Raw genomic sequence first — 21,517 nt, 5'->3', positions numbered from 1 at the left:
TTAAAGGTTGGTGCATACACACCAACCTTTTCTTTTATCTGGGGAATAGTGACACTTAACATAACAGGGCCACCTATGAATTTTGAACTTCACCCACAGTTACTCAAGGATACCGATATCATTGGTCACTTGCCTTTGTGTCTTGTGCTTCTCCATAAGGACAACGCAGTTCCTTGGGTCATTCTTGTGCCAAAACGTGAAAACCTCACGGAACTTCATCAACTATCACTCTCAGATCAGCAACAATTTTTGCTGGAATCTCGGGCAGTCAGTTTAGCTATCGAAAAAACGTTCCAACCAGACAAGCTTAACTTAGGTGCGATAGGGAATAGAGTCCCTCAGCTACATATCCATCATATTGCACGTTTTAAGAATGATCTTGCATGGCCAGAACCAGTGTGGGGAAATACTCTCGGCGAATATCGGGCACCACAGCAACAGCAAACCATGATAAGTGACATACAGAACGCACTCTCTGATTCATTGATTCAATGACGGCTTACCGCCGTCATGCCTGCGGTGGTAATTTACATAATCACAGTCAAAGATAGCCCTTCAACCCGGTTTGCGGAGTAACGAATACGAGTCACCTGCCCTGACTTGTTCGTATCAACGAGGCGGGAGATTTTTCCTCTATTCACCCAAACCTCTAACATGGCAGCAACCCCGTCTTCACTCAGCGAAAATCGCTTAGCGAGATCAACCTGACTGACACAACCTTTCTGTTCGATATGTTTTCTCAATGATTGAAGAATCATACCACTTGCGCCTCTGAACAAGTGAGTTGACGTTGACCAGCCACTTTGAGACCACGATAGATCACTAACGACACCAGAAGAATACCTGCAATCCAGCCAGCACTATAGACCTTATGATCAGAGAAATGAGCGATTTGATAGTAAAGTGCGGCCCCCCCATAAGCTAAACCCATTGTCCAAAGCGCGATAAAGCGCGCATACTTCTGACCAAACTCGCGGACATAAGCGCCCATAGCGGCAACACATGGCGTATACAACAAGATAAATATAAGGTAAGCAAATGCAGCATGGCTAGAAATAAAGTATTGGTTTAAATTACTAAAAATCGATGCGTCAACATCCTGCTGCTGCGCCACATCTTCAGTGTTTGTCAGATCACCCACCTCAATACCCAAGGGGTCAGAGTAGCTCAACCCTGCGAGATTATTTGGAATCGACATGACCGCCTCTTCTAAGCTCGCGAGCAAATTATACTCCGCGTCTTCACTCGTGCTCGGAGCATAGAGGCTATTGAGTGTACCGACCACCGCCTCTTTGGCAAAAATACCAGTGATAATCCCCACGGTTGCAGGCCAATTCTCTTTTTGAATCCCAATGGGCGCAAACACTGGGGTCACAACTTGTGACACTTTTGACAGTATCGATGCATCACTGTCTTCATGTCCAAATGAACCATCCGTGCCTACAGAATTAAGAAAACTCAGGATAGTTACAACTAACACAATGGTTTTACCAGCGCCAAGAACAAACCGTTTGAGCTTCTGCCACGTTTTAATGACGACATTCTGCACCGTGGGCAATTCATAGTCTGGCATCTCCATAACAAAACTTTCGCTGGAACCAGGATACAAGGTTTTCTTTAACACAATGCCTGTAAACACCGCCGCCAAAATGCCCAGCAGGTACAAAGCAAAAACAATATTTTGTCCACTTTGTGGGAAGAACGCGGCAGCGAAAAGAGCGTAGACTGGTAACCGAGCGCCACAAGACATAAAAGGTGCCATGGACGCGGCCAGTTTCCTTTCTCGTTCCTGATCGAGTGTACGTGTCGCCATAATAGCAGGGACATTACAACCAAAACCCAATACTAAAGGCACAAACGCTTTACCAGGGAGACCAATTTTCTGCATCACTTTATCTAAGACAAAAGCTGCACGCGACATGTAACCAGAACTTTCCAAAATTGCGAGAAATAAATATAGACAAGCAATAACAGGAATAAAGGTCGCCACCGTTTGAATGCCACCACCAACGCCATCGGCTATCAGAGTCACCAGCCATACTGGCAAGTGGTTATCGAGTAGGTAGTGTCCACCGTCAACCAATAGAGCACCGACACCAATATCAAAGAAATCAATAAATGCACTGCCTATATTGATCGAAAACATGAACATCAGGTACATCACAATAAAGAAAAATGGCACACCAACCCATTTGTTTAGGACAACATTATCGACTTTTTGAGTAAAGCTATGGCTCAGTTTACCTTCAGATCTCCGAACATCCTGACACTGTTGATGCAAGAACGTGTATTTGGTATCAGCCACCAACAAATCAATATCAAGCTCCACGCTTTCTCGTACCATGGCAATATTGTCTCGTTCTAGCTGAGAAAGATTGTTGAGCACAAGTCTATCGTTTTCGAAACTACGTATGGATAAAGCACGCGCTGAAACATACGCATCTTTCTCGAATATCGGTTTGATTTTTTCTATCGCATTTTCGAAATCTTTCTGGTAGTCGAGTTTCAACTCATTAAGAGCGACGCCCTGAACTACAGCTTTATGTAAATGCTGTTTGAGCTTTTGCACCTGAATTCGATTATTTGCCGACAAGGCAAAAACCGGACATCCCAGCATGTTTTCCAACGATTTGACGTCGATAGTTTGCCGCTCTCGTTTAAGCGCGTCCATTTTATTCAACACCACCAACATGGGGCGACCCAATTCTCTTAGCTGAAGAGTCATATACAAGCTGCGTTCAAGACAAGTTGCATCAACAACGTTAATAATCAAGTCCGCCGGATGGGTCAAAATAGCTCTAGATGCAATCGATTCATCAATGCTGTTTCCATCATTACCACTGTCAAGTGCATATATACCGGGAAGATCAGTGAGCAAAAACTCGTCTCCGGAATGCGGATAACGTCCAGTTTTCTTCTCCACCGTTACACCAGCCCAGTTACCCACTTGCTGTTTGGCCCCAGTCAAACCATTAAATAGTGTTGTTTTTCCACTATTTGGGTTGCCAACCGTTAGAATGTTATAGTTCACGGTCAACCTCCACGTTCACTGCATTGGCGATATTTGTTCTTACTGCAAGAGAAACGCCTCTGACCTCGACCTGAAGAGGGTCCCCCATCGGAGCCTTTCGAATAAGGGTCACCGGTGTGTCGGGTAACAAACCCATTACCATGAGTTTTTTTCTTACGTCGCTTGATAGCCCCGAAAACCCTGTAATGGTTGCTTTTTGTCCGTGATTTAATTGTGAAAGTTTCATAGAAAGGCCAATAAATATAACAATGAGAAGGATTACTATTTATATTTTTAAATCTTATACCAGGTTAATTTTGTGAATATTGCTCGAAATCAAACATTGCATAGATGAAACGTTACTTTCGTTAATATAACCCACGTCAATATTGTTAAAACAACGAATGCTGACGGTTGCCACCCTCACCGCATTAACTCTAGCGAGACAAAAATTTAATTTAAGTTAAATAATTTCATTATCTTGCAGAAATGTCGCTTTTATCATGTCATATTGGCGTTAAATTTATAAGTTGAAGTGCTGATTAACTTTATAGTTAATCAGGCCAGAGAAGCGATTTCTTTGCAGACAATGAATTCCAGAAGTGGTGCACCCCGTGCCACTTTAGCAGCAAGCGTAGGTGTCATTGGCGCCCGCGGTATAGCCGTCAAAGGTTATGCCGCGATTTTTTTCCTAACTCTCCATCACCACTACGTTAGCTCTCTTGCCCCTTCCTGCTCAGCGATAAACTGAGAAGGGGAAACGCCAAAACGATGTTTAAATCTTTGACCAAAATAGGAGGGATCATTAAAACCACATTCAAAGGCAACATCTGAGACTTTTTCTCCCGCGAGCAAACGCCTGCATGCGTGGTCAAGTCGCACTTCTGTGACATAATCCATGAAGGTACGCTGCATCGCAGATTTGAATCGGCGCTGAAAACTTCGTTCAGAGACAAACATTTTTCTGGCGGCGGCAGAGGTACCAAAATCAGGATCAGCATAATGTTCGTCCACTAGGTGTTGAAGTTTTTTAAGCCAGCTTGATTTAGGTTTATCTCCCAGTGGCTTCACCGCCGCCAAAGGCTGGCTTGGCTTTTCATTCAGCTGGCACCCATCTGCCCAGAAAAGTTGAACAAGGTTGCGGTTCTCCACATAAGTTAATTGGCTCTCTCCATCACTCTGTTTGACAAGACCCTCAATTTCACACCAGAACTCTGATAACTCTGATATGGCTTGGCCATCGTCAACGGAGGTAAACACGACCTTTTGGTCTTGCAACTTTAAATGAAATGTTGCTGATTGACTGCGACAAAGGATGTTAGCGATCAAAACATTAAATACCACATCCAAATTAAAGACTTTTAACAAGGCATAAAGGTCTTGTCTTGGTGAAGAACTCACATCAATGGAAAGATTGCTGTTCGCCAGTTCCTCGTTCCATCCGTCCAGAGCCGAACGTAATAATAAGGAAAGATTACAGATTAGATATTCATCGAGGTTCTCTGTTGCTCCTTGATTCAACCATCTATCTGGCCGCGAAAATACGATGGTGTTTAATGATTCTTTTACTTCCTCAGGATCATGTGGGGGCTGGTAGTAGGCTTTAAGCTGCTCTATAGATTGTCGATAGAAAATTTGCCTAACCTCTAACTGCTTTCTAAGTTGCGTATTATTCGTCAGCAAGATACGAGTTTGATGGTTCAACTGACTGGTTTTTAGAGCAACTTGAAACCTCAGTTCACGATTCGTTTTCAACATAAACATTGAGCGCAAATACACCACGAATAAAATCATCACGACTAACAGGATAACGTAAACGAAAATAGCATAAGTGCTAATATACCACGGCTCTTCGACGGTGAAGCCATATCGATTGATTGTGTCAGAGGCCTGACCATCAACGATAGAGCGCACCTGAAGTTGATGCTGACCGGGCGCAATATGTTCTATAAATAATGTCATACCCTCCAGAGATTGCCATGGCTGGCGGTTGGTCAATCGATATTGAAGGGAAACAATATTCACTTGAGGTAAAACGCCAAACTGAAAAGAGATTGTCTGGCCAAATTCAACATTGAGGGGCTGATAATCAATACCAGCCAATGAGTGTAAGTTTTGATTGACCAAGATCTGGCTTAATATCACAGAGACAATAGGGGATGTATCGAGCTGTAACTGGTGAGTATCGACCCTTATCAAATTGTTCCGTGAACCCAAAAACAAACTGTATGGCTTATCCACAACAGTGCTGCACAACCCGACTTTGAACTCATTGTTGATTAAGCCAAGAGGCTCACCATAATGAGCTTTAATGTTTCCGAATTGGTCATAATGTGTGAGTCCCAACGAAGAGGTCAGCCATACACCTGTCTTGTTTTTAACCAAACATTTCGGTGCAATATGTTGGTCAACCAACGCCAATGGTGTTAATTCTAAGCTATTGATGTCGAGTTTATACAGCCCATAAGTACCCGCTACCCACAGCATTCGTTCTTTAAGTTGAACAATACTTAATACCCGACCAAAAGATTGGGATTCATTGATAAAAGACACCTGCCCTTCTTGCAGAAGATAAATACCGTGTTCAGTACCTATCACTAATTCTTCATTCTGAGTGTTCAAGACTTCAGTCAATTGAGCGGGTAAATACTGAGATTGCACCCACTGAGAGCCATATTGACTCAGGCTATTCGCCACTGTGTCATAACGCCATATTTTGTCGGTACTTACTCCCCATATTCCGTTGGACTTATCCACCGCGAACGCCTCCACCGCCAGCGTTCTGATAGAATTTGGAGGGCACTCAGCAACACGTCTGCCAAATTGAGTATCAATACATATCACCTCATCTTGGGTGGCTAGCCATACAAGCCCTCCCATTTCGAGGACATCATTCACTTTTCCTTTATAGAAAAGCTGGTGTGAAATATTGGGTGTGCTCTGCAGCTGATAAATACCGCTATCAGTGATCATCCAGTAGCCGCCTTGATTTTTCCTGCGTTTGACTTTCACCACTTGCTCCGGTCCTATCGCCTGTACAAAAGACGGAGAAAAGCGCTCAAAATGTTGTGAGAAAATCGAAAAATAGTGCACACCTCTTTCAGTCGCAACCCACACACCTCCTCGTTTGTCATTAAGAAGCGAATATACTTTCTTACCAAGCGGCGCACTGCTAACCGATTGAAACTTTGACACATACTCCGCCTCTTTACTCACAAACGGATAGCGAATAAGGCCAGATTCCGTGCCGACCCAGTAGGCCGTCAATGTTTCAGTGACACTCAATACGTGACTATCAGGCATGACGCGTGCGCTGTTTTCAAGACTATCGAGACTGACAATAACCAGCCCGTGGCGAGTCCCTAACAACAATTCTTTGCGTTGTTCTGAAAAGTAGAGCGTGTCTATCGAACGTTTACCGGCGTCGACAAGGTGTTCTAACTGGCCGTCATTGATAAAATAAGCCCCTGAACTCGTTCCAAGAACCCATTGAGACTCTAAAAACTGTGCCGCAGTCACCACTAAGTTTGAAGACTGGCTAAGCTGATCGATACTCACTAACGAGTAAGTGGACATTTGATGTGTATCAAGATGGTAGGTATAGAAATTATCTCTATCCGATAACCAAATGAATCGTTCGGATGTCCCGATACGATCGATGACACTACCTGGAGTTAAATTGAAAACGTGTTGACGGGTTTTATTTGGCAAAGAACGATAGACTTGATGACCGGAGAACGACCAAAATTCGCCATCGACAAAGGCAATATGCTCAGAATCCACGCTAAGTGCAGAACCTGTCTTGGGTAAAATATTCTGACCATCAAAAAATAAAACATGATTTTGCATGTCCTGAAACCATATTCCACCATCGCCACCAAGAAAGAGTGATTTTGCTGCAAATGCTTTGCCCTGAAGCTGAGTGGGCAGCGGATAAAAAACGGATACGGAGGAATCCATCGCCATGGCAAGACGAGCGATAATCAGCAGTGATACAAAGCAAAACGCTTTCTTCATCACGATTCCCTATTAATCAGACAGTCCGCGTTCAGCCAATAAATACTTGGACTACGCTTGTATTTGGTGTGCAGAGACTATCAACGATTATCTAGGAATTTAAATTATAAACAAGACGTTAGTTCCAAAAATTTACCATAAATAATGTATTTATAAAAAAGGAAGCCATTTCGCTTCCTTTTTTTCCTGTCACGATTAACGACGCAAACAGTGAGTAAAGCTGTCTGTAATCGACTGAAGAAAAGCAAAATAACTATTCGGGCCTACGGATATTTGAGAGCCCAGTGGATCGAGCTCTCCTATATTTGCTTTGCTGCCTCGAGTCACCGACTCAATAACCGCTGGCGTAAACTGAGGTTCAGAGAAAACACACTTGGCGTCACCTTTGGCCAATGTTTTACGGATATGGATGAGTGTTTTTGCACCTGGTTTTCTATCTGGGGTAACCGTAAAATGACCAAGGTGATTCAAACCATAATCTTGCTCGAAGTACCCATAGGCATCATGGAACACGTAATAGCCCACCGATTTAACAGGATCTAAAGCCTCTTGCCATTCTTGAAATGATTGATTTGCCTTAGTTACAAAAGCCTGATAATTGCTTTGATATTTTTCTTTGTGGCTCGGGTCCACTTCACTGAGTTTTTGACTAATAGCCTTAGCCACATGTAGGCTTTGCTTTTGTCCTAACCAGAAGTGTGGATCATGTGAACCGTGATGATGACTGTCATGTTCATGCTCATTCCCAGAAAACTCCCGCAATTCTAAGCCCTCGATCTCACTAATCGTTAGAATGTTGGTTTGCCCTTCAAGTACCTTGCTCAAAAATGGTTCTAAGTCTTGGCCAAACCAAATAACCAAATCAGCACTACGAATACGCTTTATATCTGATGGTTTGAGTGCATAATCGTGGGGAGAAGTGTTTGAATCGAGTAATACGTCAGGCTCAGTGACTCCTTGAGTAATCTCATAGCTAATCATTTGAATAGGTCTAATACTCGTCAATATAGTATTGGCGTTAACACTACCTATAAAAAATATAGCTAGCAAAGGGATAAGCTGTTTCATAATTCCGTCACACTGTCTCTGGCATTAAAGGGGATCGAATGTTACATTATAACAATATCAATTTGCAAATGAGTTCCACAATGTCGACACTGGTCGAACTTCAACAAGTGAGTGTTCAGTTCGGTGAACGTAAAGCCCTAGACAATATTAACCTTTCCATCAAAAGAGGAAAAATAACGACACTGATAGGCCCGAACGGCGCAGGAAAATCCACTTTGGTTAAAGTACTACTTGGCCTGCAGAAACAGTTCACTGGGACCGTCACGCAAAAAAAAGCGTTAAAAATTGGCTATGTCCCGCAAAGGCTTCAGCTCAATGACACACTACCACTAAACGTTAAAAGATTTATGCAACTGGCGGGTAAATACAGTAAACAAGAACTGCAGGATGCGCTGAAGCTGGTTGGAGCAGAGCATTTAATAAAAAATAATATGCATGCCCTATCTGGTGGTGAAAATCAGAGAATATTGCTTGCTCGTGCTCTCTTGCAAAGGCCAGATTTACTCGTTTTGGATGAACCTGCACAAGGCGTCGATGTACAGGGTCAAATCGATCTTTATGAACTGATTGATACCTTACGACACCGTTTTAACTGCGCCATATTTATGGTCTCTCATGATTTGCATCTTGTGATGGCCAAAACTGACGACGTCATATGTTTACATCATCATGTCTGCTGCTCTGGTGCTCCAGCCGATATTACCAAGCACCCTAACTACATCGCTTTGTTTGGTCAAACTCGACACGAATCTCTTGCATTCTATCATCACCAACATCAGCACCATCACCATGATTTGGCCGGAGAAGCCGTTTCAGGAGAAGCATCTGATTGTTCACACCACTTACACGGTCACCATCATGATTGAGTTTTTATTACCCTCTATACTAGCCGGTTTTGGTATTGCTCTGATTGCCGGCCCACTGGGGTCATTTGTTGTGTGGCGGAAAATGGCCTATTTCGGTGATACTTTGGCTCACGCCTCTCTCATGGGGTTAGCACTGGGGTTTTTATTAGAAATTAACCTTTATCTGGCCCTCGTTATATGTTGCTTGGCATTGGCATTTATTCTTGTTGCTCTGCAAAAACAGCAACTGGTCGCGACGGACACCCTTTTGGGAATTCTCGCCCACAGCGCTCTGTCACTCGGCCTAGTCGCGATTAGTTTTCTCGATAATGTGCGCATTGATTTAATGAGTTACTTATTCGGTGACCTGCTCGCGGTCACGCCCACAGACCTCATATATATTTATACTGGTGTCGTGTTCGTCTTAAGCGTACTTATCTGCTGTTGGCGTTCTCTACTGGCGACAACCGTCAATGAAGATTTAGCGGCTGTTGAAGGACACAACGTCGATCTCATGCGCCTAATTCTGATGATCATGGTGGGGCTCGTCATTGCTATCGGTATGAAGTTTGTTGGCGCGCTGATTATGACTTCATTGTTGATCATCCCTGCGGCAACAGCGCGACGGTTTTCTGTCACTCCAGAGCAGATGGCCGTTACCGCTTCTTTAATTGGCGTGATCGCCGTCTTGCTGGGGTTAGGTTTGTCCTGGTACTTCGATACCCCTGCGGGGCCGTCCGTTGTGATAAGTGCATCAGCAATGTTTATGCTTGCTCAGATCCATCGTGTCAAATCCTGAAAATAAAAAAGGGTTGACGTCATAGCGTCAACCCTTTGCCAAATAAGTCATACAAAATGGCTTCCGCTCCTAAGCCTCTTCATTGTGCAGTTCAAGGTTAGCGAGTTCTTGCTGGATCCCACGTTGAACTTGTGCATCGTCACTGCGTAGCGATTCTAAAAATTCCAGATACTGTTGGTCAATGTCACCCGTAACATATTCACCATTAAACACAGACGCCTCAAACTTAGAAATGGCCGTATTACCCATTCCTACAGCCGTCACGAGATCTTCGAGTGTTTGGTAAATCAATTCATCAGCACCGATTTGCTGGCAGATAGCCTCATTATCGCGACCATGCGCAATCAACTCGTTGGCACTCGGCATATCGATACCATATACGTTCGGAAAACGAATCTCTGGGGCAGCTGATACCATAAATACCTTGTTTGCACCTGAATCACGAGCCATTTCTATTATCTGCTCAGACGTCGTACCCCGCACAATTGAATCATCCACTAAAAGTACGTTTTTATCTTTAAACTCAGAACGGATGGCATTGAGCTTGCGCCTTACCGATTTTTTTCTCTGTTGCTGGCCTGGCATGATAAATGTCCGACCGACATAGCGATTTTTGACAAAACCCTGACGATAAGGCTGATTAATCGCCTGCGCTATTTGCAATGCAATATCACAAGAGGTTTCAGGTATTGGGATAACGACATCGATATCCAGATGGCTGTAATCATCTCTAATTCGTTCTCCGAGTTTTTTTCCCATTTCAACGCGCGCACTGTAAACCGAAATTTTATCAATAAACGAATCTGGCCGAGAAAAGTACACGAACTCAAAGATACAAGGATTCAGCGACGGATTATCTGCACATTGCTTAGTATGCAGTTGACCATCAAACGTAGCGTAAATTGCTTCACCCGGTGCAACATCACGAATGAAGTCGAACCCAACAGCATCCAAAGCCACGGACTCAGAGGCAACCATATATTCAATACCACTCTCTATCTCTCGTTTACCGAGACAAAGAGGACGAATGCCATTTGGGTCGCGAAACGCGATCATACCATGACCGATAATCATAGCGGAAACCGCATAAGCGCCACGTATTGTCCTATGGACGCTAGTCACCGCGCGAAAGACATCTTCCGCTGTCACATTCCCTTTAACTGTATCAATCTCATGGGCGAGAACATTGAGCAAGACTTCAGAGTCTGACGTGGTATTGATGTGTCGTCGATCTTTCTCAAACAGCTTCTCTCGAACTTCTGCGGCATTGGTTAGGTTGCCATTATGTGCGAGGGTAATACCAAATGGAGAATTGACGTAGAAAGGTTGAGCCTCCGAAGCACTGGCACTACCTGCTGTTGGATAACGAACATGACCGATACCCACGTTGCCCTGAAGGCGCTGCATATGTTTGGCTTCGAATACATCTTTGACCAAACCATTCGCCTTTCTCAGACGAAAACGATTGCTTTCTATGGTACAAATACCCGCGGCATCTTGACCACGATGCTGCAACACTGTCAATGCGTCATAAATAGACTGGTTTACAGGCGTTGTGCCCACGATTCCAACAATACCACACATGTCCTAACCCTCGATTTTCTATAATGGCTGGCGCGTTACTACACGCCAGATAAGAAACTAGATGTTGTTTTCAAGTGTTCAAAGAAAGGCGCAATGATTCGGCTAAATTCCGGTACCAATTGAGAACCTTTCCACCACTCGGAGTCTGGAAACGATGTAAACGCATCCATAAAAAATAGCGCCGCAGAAACAATTAAAACACCTCTTAAGCCGCCAAAAACGACCCCCAGTATTCTATCTGTTCCCGATAAGCCTGTTTTCTCAACCAATTGTGCAATGACGTAATTGACTATCGCACCGACAATTAGCGTAGAAACAAACAAAACGGCAATCGCGGCTCCATTGCGGACCATATCATCTTGGATATTGGAGAAGTAAATCGCCAATTTAGTATAATACTGACTGGCAATAAAAAATGCCCCAAACCATATAACCAAAGACAATGCTTCCTTAGCGAAGCCACGTATCAAACTGATCAATGCCGAAAGGCCAATCACGCTCAAAATGATAATATCTAATGTATTCATTTACTCTTACATCTTAAGTTGGCGCGCATTTTAACAGAAAAAACGCTGACGCAAACGTTTTCTTATGGATTTAATGGCTTAAACTTGAGCATTTGGCCCTTCGAACCGGTGATTTTTTCCAGTTCAATAACCTGCCGCTCTAACTTACTCTTTGAAACATCAGGCCCAATGATCACTCGAGTAAACCCTCTATCGAGTTTTGCATGCGCTTGATAGCCACGTTTTTGTAGATCCTTCACCACGTTTTTGGCGTTGTCAGCATTTTTCAGTGCCATCAACTGGATAATCCAAGCGCTATCCTGATACTCATTACGCTCAGGTACTGGCTTTATTTTTACCGGTAAAGGGGGATTATCAGAACGTTCTGGCGATTTAAGATCTGATTCCGTAGTCACGACTTCAACAGGAGTATCAGGTAAGCTAGTGCTGTCGTCGACCGGCTCAAGCACCTCAAAACTTTCAATGTCACTATCTAAATCCGGCTTTATTGGAATACTGGCGACATCTTCTGTGTAATGCGTTTTCTTTCCATCGAGAACATCGGGCAGCACAATAACCCCTACTGCCACCAACATGATGGTGCCAACCAAACGATTCTGAAACTTACTCGCCATTTATGCTCCTTTTTTTTGCCAGTGCTCAAGCACTGCGCCTACTGTGTGAAAAGAACCGACTATCAGAATGACATCCTTCGTATTTGCTTTTGTCATCGCAGATTGAAAAGCCTCAACTGGGCTTGAAAATTTATCAGTGTTGCTGGGTAAGTGCTGGCAAAGCTCTTCCGCTTTGGCTCCTCTTGGCATCGACAATGAAGCAGGGTACCAATAGGAAGCGATTGGAGAAAGCACATCAAGGGTCGCTGCGATGTCCTTATCATGAAGCATGGCGACAACCGCATGAATCACTTTCTCTGGATAGTCGTGACGAACTCGTTGCGCCAAATACTCCGCCGAATGGGGGTTGTGCGCAACGTCTAAGAGGACCGTCGGCTGAGTACTAATGGTTTGCATTCTTCCCGGTAATTTAGCGCAAGTCAGCCCGTTGACGATATTGACATCACTCAGATCTAAATTGGTGGATGCCAAAGCCATTAATGCCGTCGCTGCATTCTGTATCGGAAGATTGGGAACTGGCAGGTTGTCTAATGTAAAACTACCGTGAGACCATTGCCAGATGGTGTCGCTCAGTTGACGGTACGCATACTGAATATCCACTTGATACAAGTCAGCGGCAATATCATCTGCATGAGCGGCCACCGTCGCTGGCGCTTTTGGTTGGCCGCAAATCGCAGGCTTACCTTGCCGAAATATACCCGCTTTTTCATAGCCAATGACGTTAATATCATCGCCTAGCCAATCTACATGATCAATGGCTAAGCTGGTGATCACTGATACATCGTGCTCCACAACATTAGTGGCATCCAAACGTCCGCCTAAACCAACTTCCAACAACACAACATCAAGATTCTCCACTTGGAATAAACGTAAGGCGGCTAAAGTGCCGTATTCAAACAAGCTTAAACTGATATTGCCTCTATGTTGCTCTATATAATCAAACGCTTGGGAGTGCTTTTCATCTACGAGATCTTGGCCATTGATGCGTACGCGTTCGTTATATCGGATTAAGTGAGGAGAACTGTAAACACCGACAGAATAACCCGCGTCCAACAAAATCGCTTCCATGAGTGCACATGTGGAGCCCTTTCCGTTGGTTCCCGCTACAGTAATAACGGTTTTGGCTGGTTTTAGCAGGTTGGCTTTTTCGGCAACAGAGTAAACTCGCTCTAGGCCGAGATCTATCGAAGAGGTATGTAAGTTTGCTAAATAATCAAGCCACATCGCTAAGGGGGATGTGGCTTGAGGAACTTGGGTTTGACTCATCTAACTTTAACCAGTAATTGTGGTACTTTGTTAATGAGTTACTTTACCCTTTTTCGTCCGCTTCTGGTACAGAATAAGTCGCTTCATTTTGTGAAGCGTTCACAGAAACAACCAGAGGTGACGGCTTATTGGTCATTTTAGCCATCAGACTGCCGACTCGTTGACGCATTTCTCGTCGGTCTACAATCATATCGATAGCGCCATGATCCAACAAAAACTCACTGCGCTGGAAACCTTCAGGCAGATCTTCACGCACGGTCTGTTCAATCACACGACGACCAGCAAATCCAATCAATGCTTTAGGTTCACCGATATTCACATCACCCAGCATAGCAAGACTGGCAGAAACCCCACCCATGGTTGGGTCAGTCATCACAGAAATGAAAGGCAACCCACGCTTAGACAAGCGTTCAAGAGCCGCGCTGGTTTTCGCCATTTGCATCAAAGACATTAATGCCTCTTGCATACGAGCACCACCACTGGCAGAAAAACACACGAGTCCACAGTTATTTTCAATCGCAGCCTCTACCGCACGAACAAAACGAGCACCAACCACCGAGCCCATTGAACCGCCCATGAAGGAAAACTCAAATGCACAGGCAACAATCGGTAAGCCTAACAGTTCACCTTTCATGACCAAGAGCGCATCTTTCTCCCCACTGTTTTTCTGAGCTGCGGAGATACGATCTTTATATTTCTTAGAATCTTTAAACTTAAGCTTATCTTGAGGCTCAAGTTCATCGGCGATTTCAACGCGGTTGCCTTCATCAAGAAATGTTTCCAAACGACGACGCGCTTTCATTCGCATGTGATGGTCACATTTAGGGCAAACTTCCAGGTTACGCTCTAGTTCAGCGTGATAAAGTACCTGCTCACATGATGTACACTTAGTCCATACCCCTTCAGGAATGGATGCTTTACGTGAAGTTACAATGTTGCTTTTTTCTAAAATCTTTTCAAGCCAACTCATGGAAGACCTTTTTCTCTCAACGCCTCCGCACGGTGCGAAGGACAAAATTCTGAATTTACGCGAGAGGATTAAAGCACATAAAATGCCAAGTGTAGACAAAAAACTGGTTGTACCTATTGTTTACACTAGTGTCCCACGCCCTAAAGAACTGATTAGTTTGACAATGTATCACATATTAGTTCAGGTTATTTGGTAAAAATAGTGGGCCAACGGGCAGATTTGGCAGTGAAAACTCTTGCGGATAATCGACCGCGACCAAATAAAGTCCATCAGCTTTGGCCGTCGCGCCAGCCAACTTGCGATCTTTCATTCCTAAAAGCCAGTGCATCCACTCTGGTTTATGTTCACCGCGACCCACACAGATTAAACTCCCTGCAATATTTCGCACCATATGATGTACAAACGCATTGGCTTTAATATCAATGACAACGTATTGCTCGTGCCGCGTGACATTAAGGTGCATGATATTACGCCAAGGACTGCGTGACTGGCAATGAACCGCACGAAATGACGTGAAATCATTTTCACCCAATAAAAACTGACCCGCTTCCTGCATTTTAACGACATCCAGCTCCCCATGATAGTGACTGACACCGGATGAAAGGATGCCTGGTCTAAAGGGACTGTTAAAAATAATATATCGATAACGACGAGCCGTTGCTGAGAAACGGGCATGAAAATCGTCTGGTACCGTTTGTGACCAGCGCACAGCAATATCTTTTGGCAGATTAGCATTCACACCCATAGTCCACGCCATCGGCTTTCTAATTGCTGTTGTATCAAAGTGAACAACTTGCCCAGTGCCATGCACTCCCGCATCCGTTCTACCTGCACACTGCACGTCAACTGGATGATTAGCGACGGTGCTGAGTGCGCATTCCAGCTTCTCTTGGACACTTATCACGTCTCGTTGTCGCTGCCAGCCAAAGTATTGCGTGCCGCTGTACTCAATACCTAAAGCAATTCTCATCAGGATTTTCTCTTAAAAAATGGGGCGGGAAGTATAAACATTTTTGCAGAAAAAGATAAGGGGCAGCCATAGGCACCCCCTTCAATCTCAACGAGATTAGCGACCGTTAATTTCATCAATAAGATTTTTGGCCTCACGACGAATCTCATCACTGCCGTCAACAATCGCTTCTTCAAGTAGTTTAATCGCCCCTTGGGAGTCATTCATTTCTAGGTAAATTTTGGCCAGATCAAGCTTTCCAGCAGCCTCTGAATTGTTATCGACGTCTACATCGCCAGTATCACCAATCACATCCGGAAAATCACTCAGTCCGACCTCTAGTTTTAGGTCTTCCTCTTCAAACTCCCGCTTTTCTTCTTGTTCTACTTCTGCCATAAGGTCATCGATGCTGCGGAATTGCCCCTTGTCAGTGACCAAATCATCCATTTCTGGCTGATCTTCCCAGTTTTCATCTAAAATTTGAGCTTGCTCAGGCCGGTTATCGGCATCCCAGACTTTTTGTTCATCCTCTGGAATATCATCAGTGATCTGTGCTTGCTGCTCAGACGACAAACTGAAACCATTCCAATCTTCTCCACCGACCTCAAGCATGGCATCAATATCCATACCAGCACTGTCTGACATCACCGAATCAACGGGTGAATCAAAATCAAAGCTAGCACCTTGCTCAGGTGGATGTTCTGCAAGCAATTCATCAAACGTTTGCTCATTATATGCATTATGAGCGAGTTCTTGAGCCGATTCAGATGGGATTTCTTCGAGAGAAGGGAGTTCAAGTTCATCAAGTTTGAAATCGACAGCGTCATCATTGTCAAAACCATCATTAATGGTGTCATGTTCTTCAAACTCATCAGGCAGTCCTTCCTCAGAGTGAACCTCAGAGACAGGCAAGTCCAAATCAGCCATATCGTCTGAGCCCGATAATGGAGCAGATTCACCATATTTAGGAATGTCCAAATCAGCTAATTGCAACGACTCATTCGAAGTATCGGCAAGTGCGTCTTCTTCATTATACTCGGGTAAATCCTCGTCTCTCAATTCAATCACTGGCTCAGATTGTGAAACCGGTTCATCATGTTGAGATTGCTCGATAGCATCGGCCAACGCATCGTCTTCATCGTATTCCGGCAAGTCATCATCATCGATCTCGAGCGATGTATCAGTCGCGGCTGAAGGTTCCGGCTCGGTAACCTCTTCAGGCTCCGGCAACTCTGGAAAATCATCCAGCTCCAATGCATCATCAATGTCATCAATCTCGGCTGAAGGTTCCGGTTTGGTGACCTCTTCAGGCTCCGACAACTCTGGAAAATCATCCAGCTCCAATGCATCATCAATATCATCAATCTCGGCTGAGGGTTCCGGTTCGGTGATCTCTTCAGGCTCAGGCGATTCTTCAGGCTCGTCCAAATCAGGTGAATCATCAATATCGTCAATCGCGGCTGAAGGTTCCGGTTCGGTAACCTCTTCAGGCTCCGACAACTCTGGAAAATCATCCAGCTCCAATGCATCATCAATGTCATCAATCTCGGCTGAGGGTTCCGGTTCAGTGACCTCTTCAGGCTCAGGCGATTCTTCAGGCTCGTCCAAATCAGGTGAATCATCAATATCGTCAATCGCGGCTGAAGGTTCCGGTTCGGTGATCTCTTCAAGCTGAGGCGATTCTTCAGACTCGTCCAAATCAGGTGAATCATCAATGTCGTCAGTCGCGGCTGAAGGTTCCGGTTCGGTGATCTCTTCAGGCTCCGACAACTCTGGAAAATCATCCAGCTCCAATGCATCATCAATGTCGTCAGTCGCGGCTGAGGGTTCCGGTTCGGTAACCTCTTCAGGCTCAGGCGATTCTTCAGGCTCATCCAACTCTAATGCATCATCAATATCGTCAATCGCGGCTGAAGGTTCCGGTTCGGTAACCTCTTCAGGCTGAAGCGCTTCTTCAGGCTCACCCAACTCTAATGCATCATCAATATCATCAATCGCGGCTGAAGGTTCCGGTTCGGTGATCTCTTCGAGCTGAGGCGATTCTTCAGGCTCGTCCAAATCAGATGAATCATCAATATCGTCAATCGCGGCTGAAGGTTCCGGTTCGGTGATCTCTTCAAGCTGAGGCGATTCTTCAGACTCGTCCAAATCAGGTGAATCATCAATGTCGTCAGTCGCGGCTGAAGGTTCCGGCTCGGTAACCTCTTCAGGCTCCGGGAACTCTGGAAAATCATCCAGCTCCAATGCATCATCAATATCGTCAGTCGCGGCTGAGGGTTCCGGTTTGGTGACCTCTTCAGGCTCCGACAACTCTGGAAAATCATCCAGCTCCAATGCATCATCAATGTCATCAATCTCGGCTGAGGGTTCCGGTTCAGTGACCTCTTCAGGCTCCGGCAACTCTGGAAAATCATCCAGCTCCAATGCATCATCAATGTCATCAATCGCGGCTGAAGGTTCCGGTTTGGTGACCTCTTCAGGCTCCGGCAACTCTGGAAAATCATCCAGCTCCAATGCATCATCAATGTCATCAATCGCGGCTGAAGGTTCCGGTTCGGTGATCTCTTCAAGCTGAGGCGATTCTTCAGGCTCATCCAACTCTAATGCATCATCAATATCGTCAATCGCGGCTGAAGGTTCCGGTTCGGTAACCTCTTCAGGCTGAAGCGCTTCTTCAGGCTCACCCAGCTCCAATGCATCATCAATATCATCAATCGCGGCTGAAGGTTCCGGTTCGGTGATCTCTTCAGGCTCAGGCGATTCTTCAGGCTCGTCCAAATCAGGTGAATCATCAATGTCGTCAACTAACCAATCATCATCTTCAGGTACACCAAACTCGTTAGGAATCGCTTCAGGCATCTGCGCTACAGATTCTTGAGATTCTTGAGATTCTTGAGATTCTTGAGATTCTTGAGATTCTTGAGATTCTTGAGATTCTTGAGATTCTTGAGATTCTTGAGATTCTTGAGATTCTTGAGATTCTTGAGATTCTTGAGATTCTTGAGGAGAAGACTCTGTCAGCTCCTGTTGAGCAAGTAAATCTTCTTCTATAGCCTGTTCTTCTTCAGGAAAGAGTCCATCTTCTTTCAATAAAGGCGCTTCTGGAAGAACGAGATCTTCCTCCTTCGTATGCGTACTTTCCACATCTCCTATCGGTAGAACCGATAAGTCTTCATCCTCACCGGTTCCTGTAGGCAAAGGATCATCATCCACCACTGACTCTGTCTCAGTGTCAATAGGTGTTTCCTCTACATCCTGCTCCTGAACGAAATCGTTCGGCTGTTCAACCTCGTCAATGGCCGATGTCAACCAATCGTCTTCATCTTCTGGCTCTGGCTCTGGCTCTGGCTCTGGCTCTGGCTCTGGCTCTGGCTCTGGCTCTGGCTCTGGCTCTGCAAGGTTTGTATCAGAAGCCTCTGAGTCTGCAACCTCTAATTCAGAGACATCAGGTTTAAGTTCATCTAAGAGCGGATCACCCTCAGGGGCAACACTGAGCATGTCATCAATAAAATCTTCACTAGAGAACCCATCATCACTCGTGTCTGTCGGTCCCGTCTCTTCAAGCAAGGCTTCTTCACTTTGTTCATTGGAGTCAATTTGTTGATTTTCAATTTCCAACAACTCCTCAAACAAGTCAGTGCCTTCGTCTCCCAGATCTTCATCTTGGAGCAACGATGGTTGCTCTTGGTCTTCAACGAGTTCATCTAACAGTTCCGTGCTCTCGTCAAGCGATCCGATATCGTCAATATGGTCATCAGTCAAAAATTCATCCAACGTCTCTGTTGAATCAATATCTAAACCTATTGTTTCATCCTGAGTAATCAGCTCATCGAACAGCGAGTCATCGCTATCAGCACTGAGTTCACTGCCTACATTTTCGTCCAGGGCCTCTTCAGCATCCGTACCCGCTTCATCGCTTTCATTGATTAGCTCATCGAGTAAGTCCGTACTGCCCTCACTGACCACTGTTGCATCATCGTCAAGCATTTCATCAAGCAAGGCGGTATCTTCACCGTTTAAAGCTTCGGCTTCCAGTTGCTCCAAATCAGCCTGAGCCTCAGCTTGAGCAAAAAGATCATCGATTTCACTATCTGATGCCAACTCCGGTTCACTATCATCCAGGATGCTGTCACTCTCATCCTCAGTGTCACTGAGATCAAACCCATCGTCAGATTCGTCCAACAATGAATTAATGTCTAAATCATCATCTTGTTCTGAATCGTCTTCACTAAATAGGTCGTCCAGTAAAGATTGATCCAATTCTCCACTGCCGAGGTCTTCCGTTTCTTCGTCTTCTGCCAACAATGAATCCAGCTCATCTTGCGAAAACTCGTCATCAGATAGATCAAACTCGCCTTCCTCTAGAGCATCCTCACCAGCAACCTCATCAAGCGCCCGCTCCATTTCTTCGAGCCCTAAGGCCTTATCATCAGCATTTACGCTAATATCACTTGCGTCGATATCGGCGAGGGTTTCGTCCAACTCGCCATCATCTCCAATGCCGGCAAACGGGTCTTCACCATCCTCACCTTCCAGATTGAAGTCCAAATCGTTATCGTCCAAGTCAGCAAAGACGTCCGGCTCTCCTTCAGTTTCTTCACCATCGGACGCATCGTCCGAGAACAAATCCTCTTCTTGGTCAGAAGATTCGCCAAACAAATCATCATCGAGAAGCAATTCATCATCGACGTCTTCATTGAGCGACTCGGGTGCTAGAGGGGTAATAGGTTGCGCTGGTTTATCTTGTGTCTCAGGAACTTCTGTGGCCTCTTTTTTACGACGTCCAAGCAACATCATAATCAATAAACCAATCAGTAAACCTGGAATGATCGCCATCGCGGCAACAAACGCTGTATTTGATAAGATATTATCAAGCGATGATGGCTGCATCTTACGTTCGTCAGCCAAACGCATACGTTCGGCCTCCAGCAGTTTTTCTACTTCACTGCGAATACGCCCCTCATCACCGAGTTCATCTTTCAACACATCCACTTCGGATTGAACATCGGCTAGCATCAAGCGTAACTTATGATTTTTCTCCTCCAGCGCCATCATCTCAGTTTCAGAGTTTTCGAGTTGGTTCTCTAGTGTCGAAACTTGGGCTTTGCGCTCTTGTCTGGCAATGTTGGCTAAATCGGCATTCGGTTCCATCGCTGACATGTTGTCTTTTACCATCGGTGTTTCCACCGTTGATGGCAACGCCGTTGGCTTATCTGCCTCTATTTGAGGTTTGAGCTGTGGAGCAGAAGGACGAACAACAGGTACGTTCGACAAACGGGCCTGATGAGCAGCCATAATATTGACCGCTTCTTGAGTCGAGGCGCTCTGGACTTGCTCCAGTGAAGGAATGCGCAAAGTACTGCCGGGAATCAATTCATGGATATTTTGATTATCAAACGCTTGTGGATTGAGTTGATAGACGGCAAGTAATGTTTGTTGAACGCTCACATTTGAAGACGGCCGCAAACGACTAGCAATAGCCCACAGCGTTTCTTGAGAATTAGTTGGCCCGTAAAAACGAGAAGGCTGGTTGTTGCGCAAGTCTTCCGGGGTAAAATCAGAATAGCGCGGCGAGTTCTGCAACTCACCGTCAGGCCCTTTAAGGCGAATACTTTCTGCACTAACCATTGGTGTCTGAGTCACGGCTACTAATGCTACAGGCAGCAGCAGACGCTTAAAAATTCGAAGCATAGAAGGCTCAGCTATGTGCTCAATAAAATTTTAATATCATGATCTGTTAAATATATCGGATAAACAGGCTAAAACTATAGGCGCAGTGCGAAAAAATGTGTGGCTGGCGCCATAATCGCACGAATCTCACATAAAATATTCGATTCTGATTAAAAAAGCCCCACTGAAGAGTGGGGC

General features: G+C 45.0%; 15 protein-coding genes. 3 read left to right on the top strand and 12 right to left on the bottom strand.

Translation table 11 applies throughout. From position 1 onward, the window contains the following. The first annotated feature begins 75 nt into the window (after positions 1-75). Positions 76-495 carry an HIT domain-containing protein gene (locus HLM86_RS01130; RefSeq protein WP_076585453.1) on the top strand — a complete coding sequence of 140 codons (420 nt, stop codon included), beginning with the start codon at positions 76-78 and terminating at the stop codon, positions 493-495. 32 nt (positions 496-527) lie between these two features. On the opposite strand, the gene HLM86_RS01125 is transcribed toward HLM86_RS01130, so the two are convergent. From HLM86_RS01125 to znuA, 5 genes are all read right to left on the bottom strand, one after another. After that, entirely contained in the window at positions 528-758 is a 231-nt protein-coding gene (locus HLM86_RS01125; protein WP_170882147.1) for a FeoC-like transcriptional regulator, read from the bottom strand. Continuing rightward, positions 755-3,031 carry a Fe(2+) transporter permease subunit FeoB gene (feoB, locus tag HLM86_RS01120; RefSeq protein WP_170882148.1) on the bottom strand — a complete coding sequence of 759 codons (2,277 nt, stop codon included), beginning with the start codon at positions 3,029-3,031 and terminating at the stop codon, positions 755-757. Before feoB ends, HLM86_RS01125 begins: the two co-directional genes overlap by 4 nt. Continuing rightward, positions 3,021-3,257, bottom strand: a complete 237-nt coding sequence (locus tag HLM86_RS01115; RefSeq protein WP_076585458.1) for a FeoA family protein — start codon at positions 3,255-3,257, stop codon at positions 3,021-3,023. Before HLM86_RS01115 ends, feoB begins: the two co-directional genes overlap by 11 nt. A 461-nt stretch (positions 3,258-3,718) precedes the next feature. Further along, on the bottom strand, positions 3,719-7,027 hold the full coding sequence (locus HLM86_RS01110) for an AraC family transcriptional regulator (protein WP_170882149.1): 3,309 nt from the start codon (positions 7,025-7,027) through the stop codon (positions 3,719-3,721). A 195-nt stretch (positions 7,028-7,222) separates the two neighbouring features. Next, positions 7,223-8,095 carry a zinc ABC transporter substrate-binding protein ZnuA gene (gene znuA / locus HLM86_RS01105; RefSeq protein WP_170882150.1) on the bottom strand — a complete coding sequence of 291 codons (873 nt, stop codon included), beginning with the start codon at positions 8,093-8,095 and terminating at the stop codon, positions 7,223-7,225. An 80-nt stretch (positions 8,096-8,175) separates the two neighbouring features. Between znuA and znuC the strand changes: the two genes are divergently transcribed. Both znuC and znuB read left to right on the top strand, forming a co-directional pair. Continuing rightward, positions 8,176-8,961, top strand: a complete 786-nt coding sequence (gene znuC, locus HLM86_RS01100; RefSeq protein ID WP_076585984.1) for a zinc ABC transporter ATP-binding protein ZnuC — start codon at positions 8,176-8,178, stop codon at positions 8,959-8,961. Next, entirely contained in the window at positions 8,954-9,739 is a 786-nt protein-coding gene (gene znuB / locus HLM86_RS01095; RefSeq protein WP_076585462.1) for a zinc ABC transporter permease subunit ZnuB, read from the top strand. The genes znuC and znuB overlap by 8 nt, the downstream gene beginning before the upstream one ends. Before the next feature lie 69 nt (positions 9,740-9,808). Here the strand turns inward: znuB and purF are convergent, their stop codons facing one another. From purF to HLM86_RS01060, 7 genes are all read right to left on the bottom strand, one after another. Continuing rightward, positions 9,809-11,323, bottom strand: a complete 1,515-nt coding sequence (gene purF, locus HLM86_RS01090; RefSeq protein ID WP_076585464.1) for an amidophosphoribosyltransferase — start codon at positions 11,321-11,323, stop codon at positions 9,809-9,811. A gap of 38 nt (positions 11,324-11,361) precedes the next feature. After that, positions 11,362-11,850: a CvpA family protein gene (locus HLM86_RS01085; protein ID WP_076585466.1), complete on the bottom strand. Its 489-nt coding sequence runs from the start codon at positions 11,848-11,850 to the stop codon at positions 11,362-11,364. A gap of 62 nt (positions 11,851-11,912) precedes the next feature. After that, positions 11,913-12,464 carry an SPOR domain-containing protein gene (locus tag HLM86_RS01080; RefSeq protein WP_076585469.1) on the bottom strand — a complete coding sequence of 184 codons (552 nt, stop codon included), beginning with the start codon at positions 12,462-12,464 and terminating at the stop codon, positions 11,913-11,915. Further along, the gene (gene folC, locus HLM86_RS01075; protein ID WP_076585471.1) at positions 12,465-13,730 is read right to left on the bottom strand and encodes a bifunctional tetrahydrofolate synthase/dihydrofolate synthase; all 1,266 of its coding nucleotides are present in this window, start codon (positions 13,728-13,730) and stop codon (positions 12,465-12,467) included. Between the two features lie 43 nt (positions 13,731-13,773). Further along, positions 13,774-14,700, bottom strand: a complete 927-nt coding sequence (gene accD / locus HLM86_RS01070; RefSeq protein ID WP_076585473.1) for an acetyl-CoA carboxylase, carboxyltransferase subunit beta — start codon at positions 14,698-14,700, stop codon at positions 13,774-13,776. A gap of 175 nt (positions 14,701-14,875) precedes the next feature. After that, on the bottom strand, positions 14,876-15,670 hold the full coding sequence (gene truA, locus HLM86_RS01065; protein ID WP_170882151.1) for a tRNA pseudouridine(38-40) synthase TruA: 795 nt from the start codon (positions 15,668-15,670) through the stop codon (positions 14,876-14,878). Between the two features lie 96 nt (positions 15,671-15,766). Next, the gene (locus HLM86_RS01060) at positions 15,767-21,340 is read right to left on the bottom strand and encodes a FimV/HubP family polar landmark protein (protein WP_171831428.1); all 5,574 of its coding nucleotides are present in this window, start codon (positions 21,338-21,340) and stop codon (positions 15,767-15,769) included. Positions 21,341-21,517 lie beyond the last annotated feature (177 nt).

This window comes from Vibrio ostreicida, assembly GCF_013074385.2.
Taxonomy (GTDB): domain Bacteria; phylum Pseudomonadota; class Gammaproteobacteria; order Enterobacterales; family Vibrionaceae; genus Vibrio; species Vibrio ostreicida.
Note: the sequence above shows the minus strand (reverse complement) of the source record. Positions and strands in the feature narration are given on the sequence as shown.